General features: G+C 69.7%; 19 protein-coding genes and 3 pseudogenes. 15 read left to right on the top strand and 7 right to left on the bottom strand.

Annotated elements, in window-relative coordinates; all coding sequences use genetic code 11:
* Positions 1-31 precede the first annotated feature (31 nt).
* The 3 genes from ACYVDG_RS09475 to ACYVDG_RS09465 all read left to right on the top strand — a co-directional run bounded on the left by ACYVDG_RS09475 (position 32) and on the right by ACYVDG_RS09465 (position 2,836).
* A complete protein-coding gene (locus ACYVDG_RS09475) occupies positions 32-733 on the top strand; it encodes a DUF5058 family protein (RefSeq protein WP_460748395.1) in 702 nt (233 codons plus the stop codon).
* Positions 734-743: 10 nt separating this feature from the next.
* Positions 744-1,496 (top strand): hypothetical protein, encoded by a 753-nt coding sequence (locus ACYVDG_RS09470; RefSeq protein ID WP_460748392.1) that lies wholly within the window; start codon positions 744-746, stop codon positions 1,494-1,496.
* Between the two features lie 107 nt (positions 1,497-1,603).
* Positions 1,604-2,836 (top strand): amidohydrolase, encoded by a 1,233-nt coding sequence (locus ACYVDG_RS09465; RefSeq protein ID WP_460748389.1) that lies wholly within the window; start codon positions 1,604-1,606, stop codon positions 2,834-2,836.
* Between the two features lie 113 nt (positions 2,837-2,949).
* Here the strand turns inward: ACYVDG_RS09465 and ACYVDG_RS09460 are convergent, their stop codons facing one another.
* Positions 2,950-3,693, bottom strand: a complete 744-nt coding sequence (locus ACYVDG_RS09460; protein WP_460748386.1) for a TetR/AcrR family transcriptional regulator C-terminal domain-containing protein — start codon at positions 3,691-3,693, stop codon at positions 2,950-2,952.
* 85 nt (positions 3,694-3,778) lie between these two features.
* Between ACYVDG_RS09460 and ACYVDG_RS09455 the strand changes: the two genes are divergently transcribed.
* A complete protein-coding gene (locus ACYVDG_RS09455; protein WP_460748383.1) occupies positions 3,779-5,293 on the top strand; it encodes an MFS transporter in 1,515 nt (504 codons plus the stop codon).
* Between the two features lie 88 nt (positions 5,294-5,381).
* A complete protein-coding gene (locus ACYVDG_RS09450) occupies positions 5,382-7,310 on the top strand; it encodes an outer membrane protein assembly factor BamB family protein (RefSeq protein ID WP_460748379.1) in 1,929 nt (642 codons plus the stop codon).
* 114 nt (positions 7,311-7,424) lie between these two features.
* Here the strand turns inward: ACYVDG_RS09450 and ACYVDG_RS09445 are convergent.
* A pseudogene (locus ACYVDG_RS09445) lies at positions 7,425-7,841 on the bottom strand (maleylpyruvate isomerase family mycothiol-dependent enzyme); the annotation flags it as partial.
* Between the two features lie 122 nt (positions 7,842-7,963).
* Between ACYVDG_RS09445 and ACYVDG_RS09440 the strand changes: the two are divergent.
* The 8 genes and pseudogenes from ACYVDG_RS09440 (at position 7,964) to ACYVDG_RS09405 (ending at position 16,153) form a co-directional block, all read left to right on the top strand.
* Positions 7,964-8,569 carry a TetR/AcrR family transcriptional regulator gene (locus ACYVDG_RS09440; protein ID WP_460748376.1) on the top strand — a complete coding sequence of 202 codons (606 nt, stop codon included), beginning with the start codon at positions 7,964-7,966 and terminating at the stop codon, positions 8,567-8,569.
* A 100-nt stretch (positions 8,570-8,669) separates the two neighbouring features.
* On the top strand, positions 8,670-9,473 hold the full coding sequence (locus ACYVDG_RS09435) for a class I SAM-dependent methyltransferase (protein ID WP_460748373.1): 804 nt from the start codon (positions 8,670-8,672) through the stop codon (positions 9,471-9,473).
* Between the two features lie 73 nt (positions 9,474-9,546).
* A complete protein-coding gene (locus ACYVDG_RS09430; protein WP_460748371.1) occupies positions 9,547-10,659 on the top strand; it encodes an FAD-dependent oxidoreductase in 1,113 nt (370 codons plus the stop codon).
* A 68-nt stretch (positions 10,660-10,727) separates the two neighbouring features.
* Positions 10,728-11,354: a phosphoribosyltransferase gene (locus ACYVDG_RS09425; protein WP_460748369.1), complete on the top strand. Its 627-nt coding sequence runs from the start codon at positions 10,728-10,730 to the stop codon at positions 11,352-11,354.
* Positions 11,355-11,606: 252 nt separating this feature from the next.
* The gene (locus ACYVDG_RS09420) at positions 11,607-12,692 is read left to right on the top strand and encodes a class I SAM-dependent methyltransferase (protein WP_460748366.1); all 1,086 of its coding nucleotides are present in this window, start codon (positions 11,607-11,609) and stop codon (positions 12,690-12,692) included.
* Positions 12,693-12,780: 88 nt separating this feature from the next.
* Positions 12,781-13,809, top strand: coding sequence for a glutathione S-transferase family protein (locus ACYVDG_RS09415; RefSeq protein WP_460748364.1), 1,029 nt, complete (start codon positions 12,781-12,783; stop codon positions 13,807-13,809).
* A gap of 277 nt (positions 13,810-14,086) precedes the next feature.
* Positions 14,087-14,656: pseudogene (locus ACYVDG_RS09410) on the top strand (transposase); the annotation flags it as partial.
* Positions 14,657-15,106: 450 nt separating this feature from the next.
* Positions 15,107-16,153, top strand: a complete 1,047-nt coding sequence (locus ACYVDG_RS09405; protein WP_460748362.1) for a zinc-dependent alcohol dehydrogenase family protein — start codon at positions 15,107-15,109, stop codon at positions 16,151-16,153.
* Here the strand turns inward: ACYVDG_RS09405 and ACYVDG_RS09400 are convergent.
* The gene (locus ACYVDG_RS09400; RefSeq protein ID WP_460748360.1) at positions 16,134-16,517 is read right to left on the bottom strand and encodes an ArsR/SmtB family transcription factor; all 384 of its coding nucleotides are present in this window, start codon (positions 16,515-16,517) and stop codon (positions 16,134-16,136) included. The genes ACYVDG_RS09405 and ACYVDG_RS09400 overlap by 20 nt on opposite strands.
* 78 nt (positions 16,518-16,595) lie before the next feature.
* Here ACYVDG_RS09400 and ACYVDG_RS09395 point away from each other — a divergent pair, with 78 nt between their 5' ends.
* Positions 16,596-17,033 (top strand): ArsI/CadI family heavy metal resistance metalloenzyme, encoded by a 438-nt coding sequence (locus ACYVDG_RS09395; protein ID WP_460748357.1) that lies wholly within the window; start codon positions 16,596-16,598, stop codon positions 17,031-17,033.
* A 149-nt stretch (positions 17,034-17,182) separates the two neighbouring features.
* Here ACYVDG_RS09395 and ACYVDG_RS09390 read toward each other — a convergent pair whose 3' ends face one another.
* The 4 genes from ACYVDG_RS09390 to ACYVDG_RS09375 form a co-directional block, all read right to left on the bottom strand.
* Positions 17,183-18,034: a S1 family peptidase gene (locus ACYVDG_RS09390; RefSeq protein WP_460748354.1), complete on the bottom strand. Its 852-nt coding sequence runs from the start codon at positions 18,032-18,034 to the stop codon at positions 17,183-17,185.
* Positions 18,035-18,295: 261 nt separating this feature from the next.
* Positions 18,296-18,637, bottom strand: a complete 342-nt coding sequence (locus ACYVDG_RS09385) for a YciI family protein (RefSeq protein WP_460748351.1) — start codon at positions 18,635-18,637, stop codon at positions 18,296-18,298.
* Between the two features lie 434 nt (positions 18,638-19,071).
* The gene (locus tag ACYVDG_RS09380; protein WP_460748638.1) at positions 19,072-19,266 is read right to left on the bottom strand and encodes a DUF397 domain-containing protein; all 195 of its coding nucleotides are present in this window, start codon (positions 19,264-19,266) and stop codon (positions 19,072-19,074) included.
* On the bottom strand, positions 19,245-20,105 hold the full coding sequence (locus ACYVDG_RS09375) for a helix-turn-helix domain-containing protein (RefSeq protein ID WP_460748348.1): 861 nt from the start codon (positions 20,103-20,105) through the stop codon (positions 19,245-19,247). The genes ACYVDG_RS09380 and ACYVDG_RS09375 overlap by 22 nt, the downstream gene beginning before the upstream one ends.
* A gap of 231 nt (positions 20,106-20,336) precedes the next feature.
* Between ACYVDG_RS09375 and ACYVDG_RS09370 the strand changes: the two are divergent.
* Positions 20,337-20,515: pseudogene (locus ACYVDG_RS09370) on the top strand (ATP-binding protein); the annotation flags it as partial.
* Positions 20,516-20,531: the final 16 nt, after the last annotated feature.

Below are 20,531 nucleotides of genomic sequence, written 5' to 3'. Positions count from 1 at the left end.
TCACCTGCCGACAGGAGCCGCGTTGGACATCATGAACTCGCCCGTCCTGTGGGTCTGCGCGATCGCGATCTTCGCCGTGATCGGCGTGCAGAGCCTCATCTACATGCGTGCAGCCAGCCTCGCCGGTCCCGAGCACGGGTTCACCCGGGCCGACCTGCGGGCGTCCTTCCGGTCCGGGGCCATCGCCTCGATCGGACCCTCCCTGGCCGTCGTGATCGTGGCGGTGGCCCTGCTCGCCCTCTTCGGCACCCCCGCGATCCTGGTGCGGATCGGACTGGTCGGGTCCGCGGCGACGGAGACCGCCTCGGCCCAACTGGCCGCGGGAACCATGGGGGCGGAGCTCGGCGGCGACACCTGGACCGCTGAGGTCTTCACCGTAGCGTTCTTCGCGATGTCGTTCTCCGGGATCATGTGGATGGTCGCCACCCTCGTGCTCACACCCGTCCTGAAGCGGGGTGATGCCAAGCTGCGGCGGGTGAACCCCGTGCTGATGGCGATCGTGCCCTCGGCCGCCCTGCTGGGCGCCTTCTCCTCCTTGGCCGTTGCCGAGCTCCCCAAGAGCGGCCTCCACGCCCTGATCGTGGCCGTGTCCGCGCTGGTCATGGCGGCCTGCCTGTACCTGGCCCGGCAACTGAAGCTGAACTGGCTGCGGGAATGGGCCCTCGGAATCGCCATCATCATCGGCTTGGTCGTCGCCTACTTCGCACACCAGTCCCCGCTGGGCCCCGCCTGAAGGAGCAGACGTGTCACAGGGAACCGGATCGTCCGAGGCGGAAACCGCCTACGCGGCCTATGACCGCACCACGTCCCGGTGGGGCCGGGCCACGATGCTCGCGGCTCTGGTCTTCTCCATGGCCGGGCCGCTCTACCTGATCTTCGGCACCGACATGCAGTTCACGTCGTGGGGGCTGCTTACCGCGTTCTTCGCCGTGGCCGCGGTTTACGGCGTGATGTGGGTGATCGAGCCGCTGACCTACTACCCGGTGCTCGGCCCGGCAGCGATGTACCAGGCGTTCATGATCGGCAACATCTCCAACAAGCTGGTACCGGCCGCCATCGTGGCGCAGCAGACCATCGACGCCAAACCGGGTACGCGACGGGCGGAGTTCGGCGCGGTGATGGCGATCGCCGGCGCGGCCATCGTGCACATCGTGTCGCTCCTGGTCTTCGTGGGACTCCTGGGTACCTGGCTGATCAGCCTGCTGCCGGAGTCCGTGGTCGAGGTCTCCCGCGAATACATCTTCCCCGCCATCATCGGGGCGGTGGTCGTGCAGCTCGCGGCCTACGCCAAACAGCCCCGGATCACGGTGATCGCCGTCCTGGTCGCCCTCGTCTTCCAGGTGGGTCTCGTGCCCCTGTTCGGTGAGATGTTCACCAACTTCTCCACCGCCCTGGTGGTCCTGTTCACCGTGGTGCTGGCCTGGGTACTGCGTAACCGTCGTGGGGAGTCGCCCTCGAAATCCGAACCGGACCCGGCCCCCAAGGACCAGTCCTGATACATGAGTACCGAACGCCCACGAGGAACGGTCCGGGCGATCCCTTGACGGAGGAACCCGCGACGGGAGAACCCGCGACCCGCACCGCCGCAACCCTAGGAGCACCATTGTCGACGTTGGAATCGGTCGCACACCTCACCGACGAGCTGCGGGACGAGCTGCACCAGCTGTACGTGCACCTGCACAGCAACCCGGAACTGTCCATGCAGGAGCACCGGACCGCGGAGCTCATCGAGGAGCGCATGCGCGCCCTGGGGTGCGAGACCTTCCGGTGCGGCGGGACCGGGGTGGTCGCGCTGCTGCGCAACGGCGACGGCCCCGTGGTCGGTTTCCGAGCCGACACCGACGCCCTCCCCGTGGCAGAGGAGACCGGCCTGGAGTACGCCTCCACGGCGCGTGGCGCACTCCCCGACGGCACCGACGTCCCGGTTATGCACGCTTGTGGCCATGACACCCACGTCACCTGCGCGATCGGCGCGGCCGCCAGGCTGGCCGCCAACCCGGGGTCGTGGGCGGGCACGGTCGTGTTCCTGTTCCAGCCGGGTGAGGAGACCGCGGCCGGTGCCAAGGCCATGGTCGAGGACGGGCTGTGGGACCGTGCACCGCGGCCGGAGGTGGTCTACGGCCAGCACGTGTGGGGCGGCCGCAGCGGCAGTGTGGAACTGTCCAGCGGCCCGGCGATGGCGATGGCCGACTCCTGGCGGGTGACGGTGCACGGCAGGGGCGGGCACGGCTCCCGGCCGGAGGAGGCGATCGACCCCGTGGTGATCGCCGCGCACATGGTCGTGCGCATCCAGAGCGTGACTTCGCGGGAGGTCGCGGCGCAGTCGGCGGCGGTCGTCACGGTCGCCACGTTCCACGCGGGGCTGAAGGAGAACATCATCCCGGCCTCCGCCGAGTTCACCCTGAACGTGCGCAGTCTCGATCCGGAGGTCCGGGAACGGGTGCTCGCGGCGCTGCGCCGGGTCATCGCGGCCGAAGCGGCGGCCTCGGATGCCCCGGAACCGGAGATCGAGGAGCTGTACAACTTCCCGCTGCTCCACAACGACCCCGCGGAGACCGAGGCCGTGCGCGGGGCCCTCGCCGGGGCTCTGGGAGAGGACCGGGTCATGGACCGGCCCGCGCAGATGGGCAGCGAGGACTTCGGTCTGCTGCCCGACGCGATCGGGGTGCCCGGCGTGTACTGGTTCTTCGGCGGGATGCCGGACGAGGTCGTGGACTCAGACGAGCCGGTGCCGAGCAACCACTCGCCCCAGTTCGCACCGGTGATGGAGCCGACCCTGTCCACCGGGGTAAAGGCGGCGCTGGCCGCGCTCATGTCCCGCCTGGCCCGACCGTAGGTGTGCCGGCCGGGCGGCGGCGGTCGGTTTTCACGGGTGCCCGCCGCCCGGCGTCGTCGGTTGCCCGGCACTGTCACGGGTCCACCGCCGCCCGGCAGCGCCGACAGTCCGCCTCAGCGCTCCGTGTCGGTCCGGGCGTGGGAGCTGAGCCCGTCGAGGAGGGACTCCAGCCCGTGGGCGAAGCTGGCGCCCCAGTCCGTGTCGGCCACGCTGCGGTTCCGGGCCAGGCTCGGGTAGCGGTCGCTGTTGGCCTGGACGTGGTCGTCCGCCGCCTTCCGGGCCCCGGCCTCCTGGCTGTGCCACGAGGCCTGCATGAGTGTGGCGCCGATGACGTAGTTGGACAGGGCGTAGGCCGTGTCGTTGAGCTTTGGCGGAGTGAACCCGGCGTTGGCCAGTACCGCGTGCAGGTACTCCTCCCGGGCGAGCATGTTGGGGCCGAGCATGGGGCGGCCCAGCAGGGCGGCCGACCACGGGTGGCGCAGCAGTGCAGTGCGCCAGTTCTCCATGAAGGCCATGATGTCGTCCCGCCAGTCCGCGCTGGGTTCGGCGGGCAGGGCCACCTCCGCGTAGACGGCGTCCAGAGCCAGATCGAGCACGTCGTCCTTGGTGCTGACGTGGCCGTACAGCGTCGTGGAACCGGTTCCGAGGCGTTGGCCGAGGCGCCGCATGGTCAACCGCTCGGCGCCTTCCTCGTCCAGGAGCGCCAGCGCGGCGTCCACGATGCGTTCTCGGGTCACGCGTTCCCTGCGCGGCCGCTCCGAACGCAGCCACACCTGTCCCGCGCCGGTCGTGGCGGAACGGGGCCCCGCGGTGGGCTCGGAGCTCGCGGATCGCGAGCGGGATGCTTCGTTTTCCATGCCGACCAGTGTAGTACATTGATCTCCATTCCGATCATTGATCGGTTTTACGATCACTGTTCTTATGCTGGCGTGAGAGGACCCCATGGACCGCGATCCGAGCCGCACACCGAAGATCCCGAAGGAGCCGACGAACTCGGAGGGGGCTGAGGGGGTGCGCTCCCGTTCCCAACCCCCGCGTTCGGCCCACGAACCACCCGACCCGCGCCGCTGGTGGGCACTGGCGGTGATCGGGCTGGTGCAGTTGATGGTGGTCCTGGACGCGACCATCGTGAACATCGCCCTGCCCTCAGCCCAAGCCGACCTGGGCATCTCCGACGGAGGCCGCCACTGGGTCATCACCGCCTACGTCCTGGCCTTCGGCGGCCTGCTCCTCCTGGGCGGGCGCATCGCCGACCGTTTCGGAACCCGGCGGATCCTCCTGGTCGGCCTGGTCGGCTTCGCGGCGGCCTCGATGCTGGGCGGCGCGGCCCCCAGCGGGTCCGTCCTCTTCGCCGCCCGGGCCCTACAGGGCGTGTTCGCGGCGCTGCTCGCCCCGGCGGCGCTGTCGCTCCTGAGCAAGGCGTTCGAGGACCCCAAGGAGCGGGGTACGGCCTTCGGCGTCTACGGTGCGCTCTCCGGGGGCGGGGCAGCCTTGGGTCTCCTGGTCGGGGGCCTGCTCACCGAGTACCTGGACTGGCGCTGGTGCCTGTACGTCAACGTCCCGATCGCCCTGGTCGCCCTGCTGGGTGCGCTGGCCGCCGTCCGGCCCAGCATGCCCGCGGCCGTCGGCCGCCTCGACCTGCCCGGGGCCGTGCTGAGCTGTGCCGGACTGTCGGCGGTCGTCCTCGGTTTCGCCCAAGCGGAGGAGAACGGCTGGACTGCCCCGGTCGTCGTGGCGCTGCTGGCGGGCGGGGTCGTGCTGCTGGTGCTGCTGGTGCGCGTCGAGGCCCGTGCCCCGAGGCCGCTGCTGCCGCTGCGCGTACTCACCCACCGGGCCCGGGGCGGATCGTTCCTCGCCGTCGCGCTGTCCCAGGTCGCCCTGTTCGGGTTCTTCCTTTTCATCACCTACTACATGCAGGTGATCCTGGGGTACTCGCCGGTCCGGGCCGGCCTGGCGTTCCTGCCGCTCACGGCCGCGACCGTGGTCGGCTCCAGCGTGATCGCCGCTCTGCTCTTGCACCGGAGCGGACCGCGCCCGCTCATCGTCGGTGGTCTGCTCCTCGGCGCCGCAGGCATGGCCTGGCTCACCCAGCTCGGGGTCGGCGGCGACGCGGTCTACCTGACGTTCCTGCTCCCGGCGCAGCTCGCGATCGGCCTGGGGTTGGGGCTGGTGATGATGCCGGCGATGAGCACGGCCACCGCGGGGGTCGACCACGCCGACGTGGGGGTGGCGTCGGCCATGGTCAACGCGGCCCAGCAGGTCGGTGGGGCCATGGGCACCGCACTGCTCAATACCGTGGCCGCCATGACCACCGCCGCTTACCTGGCCTCACGTGGCGAGGCGGGTCATGCGGAGGCCGCCGTGGAGGGGTACACCACGGCCATCGGGGTCGCCGCCGCGGTCCTGCTGGCCACCGCGGTACTGAGCGCCGTGGTGATCCCGCGCCGCCGTCCGTGACACCCGGCGTTGTTAGGCTGGCGCCCCGCGAGCCCTCTCCCGCCGGCAACCGCGGTGGCTTCGGGCTTTCCGTGGTCGAGGAGGGTGCATGGGTGGTCCGGCGCGTACGGTCGGACAACGGTGGGCGCGTGCTGTTGCCCGGGTCGGTACGGGGGTTCTGGGCGGGGCCGTGCTCATGGCGGTCGCGGTCCTGTTCCTGCACGCCGGTGAGGGCGGCAACTGGGACGCGGAGGGTGCCTGGGTCCTAGCCGGCCTGCTGGCCGTGGTTGCTCTCTTCGGCGGGGTCCACTGGGACACCGCATGGACGATTTCCGACGCCCGTCCAGGTGAGCCGCCGGAAGCAGTCGAGCGGCAGCGGCGGAGACAGCGCCGGTCCTTCCGGCTCTGGGTGACGGTCGCCCTCGCGCTCGCGACCGCACTGGCGTACGCGGCCTTCCCCGCCGACCTTCTCCTGGGTATCGAGGAGAACCCCGACGCCTACGGCCACGCGCCACGTGCCACGGGGATGTGGCTGGCCGCCTGCGCCGTCCCTCTCGGGCTGCTGCTCATGCTGGGCTCACCGGGTCCGGTCGAGCCGCGTCCCTGGCGCGGATCACTGCCCTTCCTCGCCTCAGGAACCCTGGCCGTGGTGCTCACCGTGTCCCTGGCGGGGGTCTACCTGTACCCGAGGCAATCCCACACCGTGGCCGAGGGCCTCGGGGAACCCGCCCCGGTCCCCGGTGAGGTGACCCGGGTCGGCTGGTCCTGGGAACCCCCTCCGGACACCTGGGTCACGGGGGTGCGGACCGGACCGCACGGTCCCGTGCTGCTCCTGGCGGACGGTGCGGTCGCGCTGGACGGGCGGTCGGGGGAGGAGCTGTGGTCCTTCCGGCGCCCGCGGGACGACGATCACGAGGTGTGGTCCGAAGCGTGGGTGGACGACGGCCGGGTGTATGTGCGCCACCTGCCCCCGAAGGGGTTGTCGGACGATGCACCCGAGCGGACCGTCACGGTGCTGGACCCCGTCACCGGGGCGATCGTCGACGAGTACGTCGAGGAACCCCCGGAGCACGGCGGATCGTCCCGGACACGCCTCGGCGATGTCGACATCGCCCAGCGGTTCAGCTCGTCCCAGGGCGGATCGGTGGAGTTGACCGCCACGGACACCCGCACCGGTGCGGGACTGTGGAACTGGTCCCGCGAGTTCGACGCCGACGAGTACGGCTCCGGGTGCGGCACCAACGGGATCGTGCCCTTTCCCGACCGCATGGTCGTGCAGATCAGATGTGTGGACCCCGACGCCGTGGAGGAGCACGGTGACCACAGTGAGGCGCTCGAGGACCCCGATACCCGGACCGCCGCCACGCTCGTGGCCGTGGACGTTGGAACGGGTGAGGAAGTGTGGGAACACAGCTGGGAGCGGGAGGGTGTTGGTACGGAGGAGCCCGTGCTGGTCCCAGCCGACCGCTCGTCGGGGGACGGCGAGCCGGTGGTCGCCGTGCGCCACAGCGACTGGGCGGGTGCGACCGCGCTGTTCGATCCCGCCACCGGCGAGGAGGTGCCGGGCATCCCCGAACAGCTGGGCCCGGGCGGGTCCTCGGCCGCGGCACTCCTGCACGCGGACACCGCTGGGGCCTTCCTCTTGGAAGATGGCGCCCCGGTGCGGTACCACCGCGCGGACGCGTCCGCAGAGACCGTCGCGACAGCGGACCTGGCCGTTGACGAGGCCCTCTGGGAGGACGGGATCCCCCGGGCGCACCTCCGGGCGGCGACCGCCGTCGACGACGCAGCCCTCGTGCCCATCGGGGGAGCGGACGTCGTGGTCGCGCCTTTCGGCGAGGAGACCGCTCAGGGGGAGGGGCCCCGCATCCACCTGGCGGCGGACGAGGACGAACGGCTGTCCCCGGGGGACGAACCGTACGAGACGGGACTGCGCGTGGCCGCGCTGTACCCGGGGCCGGGGTCGGTCGTGGCTCTCCTGTCCCGGTACCAGTCGTCCATCGCTACTGCCCACCGTATCGAGGGGCTGGTGCCCTGAGGGGCGGTGCGAACGCGTCGACCCCGCTGCCTGGGCCGGGTCACCACCGCGGTCGCGGCCCAGGAGTGCGGCGAGGTTCTGAAGAGGGGAGAGCCCCGGCTCCTCGGGGAGGGGCGGTGAGTAGACGCCGTCCGGACCGCTCAGCGGGCTTTCGGGTCCGGTGATGGAGCGGGCGACGGGCAGGGCGGCCCGGACGAGCTCGTCAGGGGTGGGGCGGTCGAGGCCCAGCGCGGACAGCAGGTCCCAGCGGTGCACGAGCATGTCGACCAGGTGGACGGCGAGGACCCGTTCGACCGGGACCTCGCCGCCGACCATCGGCACGTGCACGGTGTCCCCTGCTTGGTCGAGAGCGACGAGCCACCGGGCGGCGTAGCGGGGAAAGTCCGCCACGGGGTCCCCGGAGAGGCCGTTCGGCGCTGGCAGCACCCCGGCGGCGACCGCCTCGTGCTGGTCGTTCATGTGGCGGACGAGGTCCAGCACGTCCCAGCCCGAACAGGGGGTCGGTGCGGCCCGTGATGCCGCCGGAACCATCAGGACCTCGTGCCCCGTCAACGTCACCGCGGCCGCATCCAGCTGGAACAGATCGCTCATGGGTACTCCGTAAGCTCGTCGGACCTCCAAAATAGCGAACGATCGTAAGTTAATATAGGGGTATGGCACCCAGGAAATCGACGGCGGAGGCCGCCCGCTCACGCGCCCGCATTCTCGACGCCACCGTGGACCGCGCCTCACGCCACGGCTTGGAGAGCGTGACGGTTGGTGCCCTCGCGGGCGACGTGGGGATGAGCAAGGCCGGGGTGGTCGGGCCCTTCGGATCCCGCGAGGCCCTCCTCGGGGACACGCTCGACCGGGCGGTCGAGGTCTTCCGCGAGGCGGTCCCGGCACTCTTGGACGGCACCCCGCCCGGACCGGCCAGGGTCGGCCGCCTCCTCGACCTGTGGATCGACTACCTGGCCGACTGCCCGTTCCCGGGAGGGTGCTTCGTCACCGCGGCCTCCTTCGAGCTCGACCACCGCCCCGGCCCGCTCCGCGACCGGATCCGCACGGTCGCCGAGCAGTGGCACCGCTTCCTGGCCGCCGAGATCACCGAAGCCCGCACTCAAGGGCTCCCTGACCGGGCGGCACCGGAAGACCTGGCCACGGCGCTCGTCGGGTTGTCCATGGCCGCGAACCAAGAGATCCAGCTACTGGAGGATCCGGCCGCCCCCGCCCGAGCCCGCCGCCTGATGCGTGCCGCGGTCGGCCTGCCTCCGGCATGAACCGGAGGTGCTCGCACGCGGGGTTCACCCGAACGCAACCGCCCATTCGGGCGGGATAACCAGATGCCGGGCGCCACCGCCCCTGCGAGAATCCGTTCGCATGACCGCTAGAGACATCGAACTGTTCGACCGGGTAGCCCGTCAGTACGACGAGGTACTGCCGTTCTTCTCCGAGACCGCGAAGGCGACCGCCGCCGCTCTGCCTCTCAGGCCCGGTCTCCGACTGCTCGATCTCGGTGCGGGGCACGGCGCCCTCACAAGCCGAGCTTTGGACGTGGGCTGCCTGGTCACGGCGATTGATGCCGCCCCCACAATGGTCGCCCGGACCAGGGAAGCCCATTCCGACGACCCGCGGTTCGTAACCGCCCGTCTGATGGACGCCCACCGCCTGGAGTTCCCGGACGGGCACTTCGACGCGGTGGTCTCCGGTTTCGTCCTGCACCTCTTGGACGACCCCCCTACTGCCCTGGCCGAAGCTCGGCGCGTCCTGACCTCGCGGGGATGGCTCGCGCTCACCCTCCCGGGGCCTTCCCCGGACGGGGAACCAGCGGCTGAGACCGGAGAGAACGAGGACCCCCTCCCCGCTCTGTTCACGGAGTTCGGTCGGCACCTGCCTCCAGGAGGCGGAATGGGGAGGCCGATCGACGATCCCCGAAACCTGCTCACCGAGGCCGGGTTAGCGAAGGTCACCGCCACGACGGTCACCACGGCCCTTCCGGTGCCCGACGGTGAGACGCTGTGGCAGTGGCTGCTGACGCACGGAAGCCGCGCTTTCCTCGATGACCTGCCCGCCGAGCGGAGAGCGGAATTTCGCGCGCGCGTATTCGCGTCGGTCGAAGACTCCGGTCCGTTCACCATGCGCCGCCCGGTCTCACTGTGGATCGGGCACCGCGGTGTGCGCTGACCGGCATCCGGTTCCGGCATGAACCGGTGGCTCCCGTTGTTCTTGACTGTCGATGGACGACGGGAGGAGGGCCATGGAGGGTGTCCGTGGATCCGCTCTGCCGGGGGCGGCGGACGTGGTCGTGGTGGGGGCCGGGCAGGCCGGGCTCTCGGTCGCCTGGCACCTGCGGCGGCTGGGCCTCGAACCGGGTGTGGACTTCGTGGTGGTGGACCGGGGACCCGACACCGGGGGTGCCTGGCAGTTCCGCTGGGACTCGCTGCGCCTGGACGACGCGCACAAGGTCGACGACCTGCCCGGGATGCGCGAGCTCGGGCTGAGCTTCGAGACCGCTGACCCCACGCGGCCCGCCCGTGACGTGGTGCGCGACTACTACGCGCGCTACGAGCAGGCGTTCGGCCTGAACGTGGTGCGGCCGGTCGCGGTGAACCGGGTGCGCGACGAAGGCGAGGCGTTCGTTGTCTCGACGGACAAGGGCGACATCGCCGCGCGGGTGCTCGTCAACGCCAGCGGGACCTGGGCCAGGCCCTTCCGCCCCTACTTCGCCGGTGCAGCGGACTTCCGCGGCGCGCAGATCTCCACCCCCGACTACCGTGCCGCGGAGGACTTCGCGGGACAGCAGGTGCTGGTTGTGGGCGGAGGCACGTCCGCGGTCGGGTTCCTGCGCGAACTGGAGGGCGTGGCCGCGGGCACTGTGTGGGTCACCCGCCGACCCGTGGAGTTCGCCGACGACCCCAAGGGCGGGATCCGGGCCGTTCAGCGGGCGGACGAGGCCGCCAAGGCGGGGCGGCCGCAGCCGAGCATCATCAGCGGTACCGGGCTGCCCGCGACCCCGGAGAACCTCGCGGCGCGGGACCGGGGCCTGCTGGTGGCGCGGCCGATGTTCACCGGGATCGAACCCGACGGGGTCCGCTGGCCGGACGGTTCGTTCGAGCCGGTCGACGCCATCATCTGGGCTACCGGGTTCCGCGCCGAACTCACGCACCTGGCTCCGCTGCGCCTGCGCGAACCCGGCGGGGGAGTGCGGGTCGAGAACGGGCGCTCGGCGCGCGAGCCGCGGCTGTTCCTGGCGGGGTTCGGTCCTCAGGCGAGCACGATCGGGGCCAACCGCGCGGGCCGCACGGTGGCGCGCCAGGTCGTGGCCGAACTCCGCTCGATCCAGGGGACGTCCGCTGCCACACGTGTGTGACCTCAGGTTCCGGGTAGCGCCGCGGAGAGGGCCCCTGCACGGGGCGTACGAGGAACGGGGTGAGGCAGATGTTCGCGAACCGGGAGGAAGCGGGGGACCGCCTGGCGGAGGTCCTGGTCGGGGTGGACCGCGACCGCCTGCTGGTGCTGGGGCTGGCACCCGGGGGCGTGCCCGTCGCGGAACGCGTGGCGCACGCGCTCGGCGGGGCGCTGGACGCGCTGGTCGTCCACCGGGTCCCCTCGCCGCGCAACCCCGACCGGGCCATCGGCGCGGTCGCGGCCGCGGGGTCGGCGTTCTTCGAACGTGATTCCCTGGACGTCCTCGGCCTGTCCGAAGGTGACCTGGAGGAGACGGTCGAGTCCGGGCGGGAGGAGGTTCGGCGCAGGGAGTCGTTCTACCGGGGGCCAGGACCCGGGTCCGACATCGAGGGTATGGACGTCATCGTCGTCGACGACGCACTGGTGACCGGGATGAGCGCGCGGGCCGCGCTGACGGCGCTGCGCGAGCGGTCCCCGGCGTCCCTGGTACTGGCGGCCCCGGTGGGTGAGCAGCAGGCGGTTCGCTCGCTTTCGGAACTGTGCGACCGGGTCGTGTGCTTGATGGCGCCGGTCGACTTCCAGGAGGCCGACCGGTGGTACGGGGAGTATCCGCACGTCGCTGACGACAGCGTGCGGAGCCTGCTCGGCCGGTCCTGAGACCGACGGGTGCCGGGTGGGCAGCCGCGACCGGTCGGTCCACGTTGGCCGCACGTGGCCACTGTCGTTCGGACGCCTCCCGAACCCTTTGGGAGCGGGGGAACCAGGCGTAAAATATCCGGTTATCCAAGTTGACCGGAATCGGCCCTGAGAGCAGCGGGGCAGGTCACGGGCCCAGGCCACCCTCGGCGTCGACCAGGTCGACAGCCTGCGCTCGCGCGGGACAACCTCCCTTCACTGAAGGAGTCCGTGATGACCACCGAAACCACCGGGCCGGAGCTGGACCAGGACAAGGTGGAAGCGTTCACCGGTCGGATGATCGGCATCCTGGAGGGCGGCAGCGCCACCCTCATCTGCAGCCTGGGCCACCGGTTGGGCCTGTTCGACACCATGGCTGGCCGCGGCGCCATGACCTGTGCGGAAGTCGCCGAAGCCGCGCGCTTGAACGAGCGCTACGTGCGCGAGTGGCTGAGCGGTGCGACCATCGCCCGGCTGATCGAGTACGACCCGCTCGCCGACACCTACCTCCTGCCCGCCGAGCACGCGGCCTGTCTGACCCGAGCGGCCGGACCGGACAACCTCTCCCGGTTCGTGGGCATGCTTCCCATGCTCGCGCTGGTCGAGGACCAGGTGGGCGAGGCGTTCCGCCGCGGCGGCGGGGTGCCCTACAGCTCCTACCCCCGCTTCCAGGAAGTCATGGCAGAAGAGAGCGGCGAGGTGGTGGACGCCTCCCTCATCGGCGCCACCCTGCCCCTGGTGGAGGGTCTCACCGAACGGCTCGCGCTCGGCATCGACGTGGCCGACGTCGGCTGCGGCCGCGGCCACGCCGTGAACGTGATGGGCCGGGCCTATCCCCGGAGCCGGTTCACCGGATACGACTTCTCCGAGGAGGGGGTCACGTTCGCACGGGGCGAGGCGGACGCGATGCGCCTGGACAACGTGCGGTTCGAGCTGCGCGACGTCGCCGACCTGGGGGTGGAGGAGTCGTTCGACTTCATGACGGCCTTCGACTCCATCCACGACCAGGCCCACCCCGGACAGGTGCTCTCGGGTATCCACCGGGCGCTGCGGCCCGGAGGGAGTTTCCTGATGGTCGACATCAGGTCCTCCAGCAAGCTGCAGGAGAACATGGACCTGCCCTGGGGGACCTTCCTCTACACGGTGTCGCTCATGCACTGCATGACGGTATCCCTCGCTCTGGACGGTGACGGGCTGGGAACGGCCTGGGGAGAGCAGAAGGCCCTCGCCATGCTCACCGAGGCGGGCTTCGACGAGGTGGAGGTGAAGGGTATCGACACCGACCCGTTCAACAACTACTACGTCTGCGCTAAGGACTGAGATCGCCCTGTGGACAACCGCCTCCGGCGCTCGCCCGGGATTTAGGATCGTGCCAGAACCAGTTTCCAGAGCGTCGGAGGTCACCGGTATGCGGGCCAATCAGCTTCCCACCGAGGAGATCAAGCGGGACCCGGCGGCCTTCGCCGACCGGGTCACCGCGGACGGCCGCTTCGACCGGACCGCCGAACCCGGGCGCTACCGGCTGGTCATCAACCGGGCCTGCCCGTGGGCGCACCGGGTGGTGATGACCCGACGGCTCATGGGGCTGGAGGGCGCCGTCTCGCTGGCCGTCACCGACCCGGTCCAGGAGATCATCGAGGGCGACCCGCACTGGGTGTTCACCGAGGAGACCGGTAGTCCCGGGGGCCGGGACCCGGTCCTCGGTATCCACGCCCTGCGCGAGGCCTATCTGGCGCGGGACCCCGGCTACGACGGCGGCGTGAGCGTGCCCGGCCTGGTCGACGTGGCCAGCGGGCACCTGGTCTCCAACGACTACGACCAGCTCAGCGTGGACATGGCCACCGAATGGGGCGGCCTGGCCCGGGAGGGTGCCCCGGACCTGTACCCGGAGGCGCTGCGCGAGGAGATCGACGCTGTGAGCGCGCAGGTGTACCAGGACCTCAACAACGGGGTCTACCGCTCCGGCTTCGCACCGGACCAGCGGCGCTACGACCGGGCGGTCAGCGGCGTGTTCGAGCGGCTGGACGCCCTGGAGGAGCGCCTCGCCGACCGCCGCTACCTGGTGGGCGACCACATCACCCTCGCCGACCTGCGGCTCTGGGCGACCCTGGTCCGTTTCGACGCGGCCTACCACGGCCACTTCAAGTGCAACCGCCGGAAACTGATCGAGTACCCCGCGCTGTGGGCCTACGCCCGCGACCTGTTCCAGACTCCCGGGTTCGGCGACACCACCAACCTCGAGCACATCCGCGTCCACTACTACCGGGTGCACACCGCCATCAACCCGACCGGCATCGTGGCGGTGGGGCCCGAGCCGCGCGGGTGGCTCACCGAGCACGGCCGGGAGCGGCTGGGCGGCAGCCCCTTCGGCCAGGGGACCCCGCCCGGCCCGGTCCCGTCCGAAGAGGCAGTCCCACCTCTGGAGGAGCAGGGCTGAACAGCGCTGAGGCGGGTGCCGCAGTGCTGTAGGGGTGTCGAGCACCGGTCGGCTCCGAAAGCCGGCCGGGTACGAACGTCAGCTGAACACGACTCTCGGCACCCACACCCAGCTTCGCCGCGACAGCCTTGACCGCCGCGCTGGTGGAGGCGTAGTCGCCCCGGCTCTGCTGGACCAGGCGCACGGCGCGTTCACGCAGTTCAGTGGGGTAACGCTTCGACATAACGGACTCAACCTATCCAAGGATTCGAGTCTCCATCACACCCAGGGCGATTCACGCCTGGTCGATGACGTCTTCGAGGCGTTGGACGAGCAGACCGTCGTGGTGCCCGGTACCGAGACCTTGGACCTGGTGGTGCCCTCCCTGGCCCGGTCTCTGGCCGCGGTACACACCCAGCGGCGCCGCCTCGCAGAGCAGATCAGCGAGTTGTTGGAGGCCCACCCTCTTTCGCCGGTCCTGACCTCGATGCCCGGGGTCGGGGTCAGGACCGCCGCCGTGCTGCTGGTGACCGTCGGGGACGGCACCGATTTCCCGAGCGCTGCTCATCTGGCGTCCTACGCCGGCCTGGCTCCGGCCACCAAGAGCTCGGGCACCTCCATCCACGGCGAACATGCCCCACGGACAGGGAATCGGCAGCTCAAACGCGCCATGTTCCTGTCGGCATTCGCCTGCATGAACGCCGATCCCGCCTCCCGGGCCTACTACGACAAACAACGAAGCCGCGGCAAGACCCACACCCAGGCGCTACTGCGCTTGGCCCGCCAACGCATCAATGTGCTGTTCGCGATGCTGCGGGACGGCGCCTTCTACCAATCACGCACGCTAGCGATCGATCTGGCCGCGTAATGGGCTTGACGAAAAACATAGAGGCACCCTTTCCCGATAGCCGCCAACCCGCCGTCGCAGCGGAGCGGGTCAAGGTGGAGCGCCCATGCGGGCGAAGCCCCCACCGCGACAACCTTGAGGCGCGCAGCGGAGACGGCAACAATCGAGCGGCGGGAAAGGAGGACACCCCAACCCAGAGAGGCAATCCCGGTAAAGCTCCCGCGCGGGTCCCGGGTCGCGTCGTGCTCTGCTGTGCCGGTGTGAGCACGGTGGTTTCTAGGAGCCGTCGTAAAGAAGCGGCTCTGAACGGGCGTGATGCCGGTCTGGCGGGCAAGGGACCCCGACCTCCGCACATCCGGGTCCGGGCTCCGCAGGGACGTATAGGAGGTGCTCACCGGTCGGTGCGCTGGGCGTATGCCAAACCCGGTACGTGCCGGAGCCTCGGGAAACCCGGTGCGAAACAATGGGGCGATGCGCGCGGTGGTGTTGGAGGCGGCCCAGGCTCGCCCGGAGGTTCGTTCAGTGGCGGTGCCGAAGGTGCCCGACGACGGGGTGCTGGTACAGGTGATGGCGACCGGGATGTGCCGCAGCGATTGGCACGCCTGGGCCGGGCATGAGGACATCACCTTTCCGCACGTGCCCGGACACGAACTGGCCGGGGTCGTCGTCGAGTCCGGCCCACAGGTGGAACGGTGGAAACCCGGAGACCGGGTGACGGTGCCGTTCGTGTGCGGCTGCGGTCAGTGTGAGTGGTGCCGGGCCGGGCAGGCGCAGATCTGCCCCGACCAGCAGCAGCCGGGCTTCACCCACTGGGGCTCGTTCGCTGAATACGTGGCCCTGCACGCCGCCGATGCGAACCTGGTGGCGGTCCCCGAGCACGTGGATTTCGCTACCGCGGCCGGGCTCGGGTGCCGGTTCGCCACCGCCTACCGGGCCCTGGCCGACAGGGCCGACCTCGGCGAAGGTGAGTGGGTGACCGTCATCGGTGCCGGCGGGGTCGGGCTCAGCGCGGTCATGATCGCCCGCGCGCTGGGTGCCCGGGTGATCGCCGTGGACCGCCACCCCGAAGCCCTTGCCGTCGCGCGGGAGCTGGGAGCCGAACACGCCCTGGTCGCGGATGGCGCGGACGGCACGGACATTCCTGCGGCCATCAGCGAACTGACCGGCGGTGGCAGCCATGTCGCGGTCGATGCCGTGGGCAGTGAGCAGACCTGTGCCGACGCGATCCTCGGACTGCGCAGGCGGGGGCGGCACGTCCAGGTCGGCCTGCTGCCCCCGGTCGAGGGTCACCCCAGGGTCCCGATGGAACGGGTGATCGGCTGGGAACTCGACCTGCGCGGCAGCCACGGAATGGCCGCGGTCGACTACCCGGACATGATGGACCTCATTGCGCAGGGTGCCTTGCAACCACAGCGACTCACCGAACGCACCATCGGCCTCGGCGAGGCCGCGAAACTGCTTCCAGGGTTCGACCGGGCCACCGTCGCCGGGATGACCATCATCGATCCCACCCGCTAGGGACTGTGCGGCGCGTGAGGACCGCGGCCAGGCGGTCGGTCGCCTCGGGGAGCAGCCGGTAGTACACCCAGGTGCCGCGCCGCTCCGCAGCGATGAGCCCGGCCTCGCGCAGCAGTTTGAGGTGGTGGGAGATGGTGGGCTGGGACAGGTCGAAGGCGGGCGTCAGGTCGCACACGCAGATCTCACCGCCGTCGCGGGAGGCGATCATCGACAGTAGTCGCAGTCGCACGGGGTCGCCCAAGGCCTTGAAGACCCGGGCCAGCTCCACGGACTCGCCCTCGTCCAGCGGGGTGTTCAGTAGACCGGGGCAGCAGCCCGCGACGGTGCCCTGCTGTGCGGTGGCCCCACTCTCTTGATTCGACATGCTTCTATATTGACAAGAATCAAAACAGGGCGCAACCTTGAATCGACATACTTCGATACAAGGCCCGCGGAGATTCCCGTGTCCCGTGTCCAGCTCGCCCTCAACGTCGCCGACCTCGAGACGTCGGTCCTGTTCTACTCCAAGCTCTTCGGCGTCGAGCCCGCCAAGCGCCGTCCCGGATACGCCAACTTCGCCATCGCCGAGCCCCCGCTCAAGCTCGTCCTCATCGAGGGCGAGCCCGGCCAGGAGACCCGGCTGGACCACCTGGGCGTGGAAGTGGAGTCCACCGCCCGGGTCGACGCAGCCGCCGACCGGCTCAAGGAAGCGGGACTGGCCACCTTCGAGGAGAACGACACCTCGTGCTGCTACGCCGTCCAGGACAAGGTGTGGGTGCGCGGCCCCGGCAAGGAGCCGTGGGAGGTGTACGTGGTCAAGGCCGACAGCGGCCAGCGCGGCAAGGCCGAGGGCGTGCCCGTCCCCGCAGCTACCGAGTCCGCGGGCTGCTGCGGCGGTTGAGTCCGGGAGGCCCGAGAGGCCCGAGCGGCGGCGCGTGGGCCCGAAGCCCCGCACACGCGAGGCGCCCGGCTGGGGATCCCCAACCGGGCGCCTCACCGGAAGAACGCTGAGCTCCACCGCCCACCCGGGGCTCTCGTGCCGTTCGTCGGTCAACCGCGGGAGGCCTGCGGTGCGGCACCGTCCGCGATCGTGGAGTCGATCCAGTCGGCGTGCGCGACGGGGTCGGTGAAGACCATCGGTCCGACACAGAGCGGGCTCTCGTCGAAGTCGCCGTCGCGGCTGTTCACGCCGATCAGCTCCCAGTCGCCTTCCTCGCCGCGCACCGCGGGGCCGCCGGAGTCGCCCGTGCAGGCCTGGGCCTCCTCGGTGGGGTGTTCGGAGCACAGGTCGCTGTCGGCGTCCACCTCAGCGCACCGGTCCAGGTCGACGATTTCGGTGTCCAGCTCCTGCAGGACGTCCGGCTTGCCTTCCTCGCCGAACTCGTCGAGCATCCCCCAGCCCATGGTGCGCACCTCGGTCCCGGGGGAGGCGGAGTCGTCGGCGATGCCGATGGGGGTCTGCTCGACCGGGGAGTCCAGCTTCAGCAGCGCCAGGTCGTCGTACAGGAGGTACTGCGAGAACTCGTAGTCGGGGTCGTCGCTCACGTCGATCGCCTCGAAGTCGGGGTGTTCGACGACCTCGCTGACCTCGCGTTCGCTGCCGCCTTCGGTCTGGTCGGTGCTGCCCACACGCACGGTGAGCTGTTCCGGTTCGGTGCAGTGCGCCGCGGTGAGGACCCACTCCTCGTCCACCAGGGCGCCCCCGCACAGATGCACGCCGTTGTCGTCGTACAGGGCCGCCACGAACCCGTACTCTTCGCTGGCGTCGCTTCCACCGATGACCGCGCCGGCCGGAGTCGCGAGGGCGGTGGCCCCCATGAGTGCCCCGGCCCCGACCAACCCGACGAGCACCGTTCCGCGGCCACGCAGATGCCTGGTCAGGCTCTTGCGGCTGTCGAACATACCCAATCCTTTCGCTCTGGTGTCGCACCGTTGCTCGGTGTGACACCAAAACTAGGGAGCCGGAGCCCGGGAAACATCGGCCTCGCGAACCAACCCGCACCCCGACGAAAGTCGGCATCCGTTGCGGGCAGGGCCAACGGAAGGTCCAACCGCGGTGTCCGGACGGTGGGGCGCGGCCCGAGGCGCCTCGATGGTCCGAGTGCCCGCCGCCGCGCGCCCAGCGCCGGGTATCTGACGTGAGCAGGGGTGGGGTCGCCCTCGTCAGCTGGCGGGGTCGTATCCGAACTGCCGGACCTCCTGCGAGCAGCGGCACGCGGCGGCGAACTTCGCGGCCCACTCGAGCGCCGCCTCCCGCGAGGGCAGCTCGAGAACGGTGTAGCCGCCGTTGGGCACCGTGTGGCCCGGGTGCGTGCCCTCGGTGACGCTGCCGTCACCGGCCACCAGCACCGGGGCTACGTCCTCATCGATCCCGCCCCCGAAGACGTACACGCCCGCAGCCTTGGCCTCCTCGATGACGGCATGCGAGTCTTCGACCACCGCCTCGAAGTCCTCCTCGGGGATCACCATGGCCTCACCGGGGAACGAGATCAGGTACTTCGTCATCGGAGGGCTCCTGTGCTCCGGCCGCGCAATCCGGCGGCTCTTCGCTGTGGGACTGTTCGGGTACCGGTCCAATCGAGGCTCCGGCGCCGTAGATGTAGTCAAGGCAGAGCGTTGTGTCCCGCTTGCTGAGTCTTCGTCGTTGACCAGCGCCAGCAGTCGACCTGCACACGATTGTGCGCCTACCCACGGGCATTGTCTACGCGGGCGGGGCGAAGGCGAACGTCCTGTTCTTCGACCGCAAACCGGCCATGGAGTCTGGTGAGGCGGCGGCCGAGAAGCTGTGGGTCTACGGCTTCCGTGCCGGGCAGCGGTTTCCTAAGTTGGCTGGACGGGTTGGTGGGGGCCGGATCGGTGGTTGACCGAGCCGAACCCTCCCACCTTGTATGGCCCCGGCCAAGGTGTGCGGTCTTGGCCGGGCTTCGTTGCGTCTCGGGTCAGTGGGAGAGCGTGGATCTGAGGAAGCCGGTCCACTCGGAGGCTGGGAAGGGGAGATGCCCGGCGGTGGGACGCTTGGAGTCACGGACGGCCGCGCCACAGGGGAGCTCGGCTACCTCCACGCAGTCTTCACCGGTACCGCTGTATCTGCTCTTCTTGAATCTGAGAATGTTCATGCGTTGCCCTTCAGCGATGTGATCATGTCCCTGATGAAGTTCACGCTCTGAGCTGCGGTGAGTGCAGCATTGTGGGCCTCGCGCCACAAGGTCTCATAGCGACGAATCTCTTCGTCCCCCTCTGAGAAGATTTTACAGGTTGGCGTCTCCATGTAAGCAATGGTGGGGTCTGTCTGCTCCGGGAACTCCAGGATCTGGAAGCTCCCAAGGTTCGCTGAATGCATCCCTGAAGAGAAGGGCAAGATGTGGAGGGATACTCTTGGGCGCTCAGCCATGTCCGTGAGATGGACAAGCTGCTCACTCATGACTTCCGGCCCTCCCGCGAATCGAAGTAGAGCGGCTTCGTCGATGAGCGCTACGTACTCGGGTGGGTAGAGACGGTCGAGAATCTCCTGGCGTTTCATACGGCCGTCGACATGGCGCTGGATCTGTTCCTCCCGAACCATGCTGGTGCCTGTGAAGACAGCCCTTGTGTAGGCGGTGGTTTGAAGCAGGCCAGGGATTACCTGTGTTTGGTATGTCCGAATGCATGAGGCCTCAACCTCGAAGGATGGCAGACCGCTGGCGCTAAACACGTCCTTGTACTTGGACCACCAGCCTCGCTCGCTCGCATCTTTGGCCAGCTGGTGAAGGCTCTTCCAGGAGTCCTCGTCCATGCCGTAAGTCTGGGCCAGCGCGTCCAGGTGCGTCGACTGAATGCGTTTGCCCTCATGGCCTTCGAGTCGTCCGATGGTACTCCGGGGGACACCTGACTTTTTTGATGCTGCATCTAACGTATGTCCGGATTCTTCGCGAAAGTCACGGAGTATGCGGGCCAAGCGCCGTCGGCGAATGGTGGGGCTGAAACTATGTTTCATGGGGCGAGCCTAGCAAGTTCCAGGGATTCTTAAGATTAACTTGACTTATGGGATTCCAAGAAACCAAGATGGGGATGTAGCAGTGACCGGTGAATCACCCAGGGTTCATCTTGGTCAGGCTATGCCTTGCCCGTTCCGCGCATCACGGCAACCGTGAGACTCCTCCAACGGGCACCTTCAGCAGCACCCCCCCGACTCATGTGTCCAGCCATGCCAAGGAGTGTGTTCGTCATGCCCGAAACCGCCCCCGCGCCCGCCGCCGTCCCGGTGCAGGGCCAGGCCACGGTCCCGCTGGCCAGCTTCATCCGCCCCTTCCAGCGCCACTACTTCTCCGGCCACCCCGAACGCCCCACTACCGGGCACGCAGCTACGACTTCGCCGGAGTCCCCGCCCTAATGCCCCTAGATCGTTGATGGGAGTTTGGTT

This window comes from Nocardiopsis oceani (assembly GCF_054777395.1).
This window is presented reverse-complemented; position numbering and strand designations above follow the sequence as displayed.